The following is a 1,731-nucleotide window of genomic DNA, read 5'->3' on the forward strand; positions in this document are numbered from 1 at the left end:
AGGCAGAACGGGTCGAGGTCGACCTTTCCGCCATGGCGGCGCTGCGCGGCGACGTGGTGTTTTCGACGGCGCGGCTGGTGCGGCCGACGATCCGGGTCCAGCGCACGCCTGCCGGCCTTTTCCTGCCCGCTGTCCCCACCGGCGGGCGCATCACGCGTTCCATCGACACGGCGCGCGGCGTGGTCAATGCCGACCCCGCCAAGCCGGACCTCGACAAGCTGCCTACCGACACCTTCGGCACGGTCGAGTTTCGCGACGGCCGAATGGTAGCGTCCATCGGCGGCAAGGACGTCGAGATCCTGAGCAGTTTAAACGGTCAGGCGAATTGGGCGGCGATGAACAGCAATGCGACGCTGTCGGCAACAGGGATCTGGCGGGGCGAAAGCGTCGCGCTGGACGTCGCCTCGGCCAGACCACTTGTGCTGTTTGCCGGCGGCACGGCGCCGCTGACGCTGTCCTTCAAGGCGGCGCCCGCCACCTTCTCGTTCGACGGCACGGCCAGCATGTCTGAAAATACCTATTTCGACGGTCAGGCGAAGTTCTCGGCACCCTCGCTGCGGCGTGTCCTGGAATGGTCGCAGGCCGGCATCGCTCCGGGTGCGGCGATCGGCTCGGTCAGCATTTCGAGCAAGATCACCGCGACGGGCGGGCGCGTCAAGTTCGACAACACGGCAATTGCACTCGACAACAATCCGGGGATGGGTGCACTGGACCTCTCGCTTGGCGCACAACCTGTGATCTCCGGTACGCTCGCCTTCGACACGCTCGACCTCAGATCGTTTCTTTCGGCCTTCACCCCGCTGGTGCCGACCGGAGGGGCGGGACCCGGCGAAATCGACACAAGTTTCGCCGACAAGATCAATCTCGATCTGAGGCTGTCGGCAGCCCACGCCACGGCGGGACCTATCCAGCTCGCCGATGTCGCCGCCACCGCCCAGGTCAAGGATGGTCTGTCGGTATTCGACATCTCCGATGCCTCGGCCTTCGGCGGCAACATCCAGACCAGCCTTCGCTTCGATCGCAAGCCGGAGGGCTCGCAGGTCGAAATCCGCCTTCTGGCGTCCGACATCGACGGCGGTGCGTTCGGCACGGCGGCAGGGATGACGCGGCTGGTGCCGGTCGGCACGGGCACCGTCTCGGTGATCCTCAAGGGGCCGGGCAGAACCTGGGATTCCATCTTCGACAATGCCGACGGCTCGGTCTCGGCGACCTTCGGGCCGGGTGCGTTGAGCAAGCTCAACCTGCCGGCCTTCCTCAAACATACCGAACAGGGCGGCTTCTTCGCGCTCGACGACGTCTCCGACGGAACATTGCCGATCGACGGCGCCGAGATCAAGGCCACCATTTCGAAGGGCGTGGCGCGGATCGACAAGGCCGAGGCCAATTCAGCGAAGTACAAGATCTGGCTGTCCGGCATCGCGTCCTACGCCGGGCGCGGACTGGCCTTGTCCGGCGGCGTCATTCAGCCTGACCAGGCGGCAACGCAGGCCAACGGCCAGCAAGGTCCCAACCAGTCATCGTTCTTCGTCGGCGGAACCTGGAGCACGCCGTTCATTTCCCCGATCAGCCGCGGCGTTTCGGGGGAATAGGCCGCCACTGCGCCTCCTGTCTTTCACCCGCGCTGCGCCGCCTGCTCGTCGAGCTGGCGCTGCACCTCACGCCGCTTGTTGGCAAGCGAGGCGATGATGACGCCAATCGCCACGACAGCGATCAGGATGGTGCAGGCAGCGT

Annotated in this window: 1 protein-coding gene and 1 pseudogene; one reads left to right on the forward strand and one right to left on the reverse strand. The window is 65.7% G+C overall.

Going from position 1 to position 1,731, the window contains the following annotated elements; all coding sequences use genetic code 11:
- A partial coding sequence (locus EN750_RS32925) for an AsmA family protein (protein WP_145968143.1) occupies positions 1-1,589 on the forward strand: 1,589 nt, incomplete at its 5' end.
- Between the two features lie 23 nt (positions 1,590-1,612).
- On the opposite strand, the pseudogene EN750_RS32930 reads toward EN750_RS32925, so the two are convergent.
- Positions 1,613-1,731 (reverse strand): annotated as a pseudogene (locus tag EN750_RS32930) (putrescine ABC transporter permease PotI); the annotation flags it as partial.

Source organism: Mesorhizobium sp. M7A.F.Ca.ET.027.03.2.1 (assembly GCF_003999175.1).
Classification (GTDB): Bacteria; Pseudomonadota; Alphaproteobacteria; order Rhizobiales; family Rhizobiaceae; genus Mesorhizobium.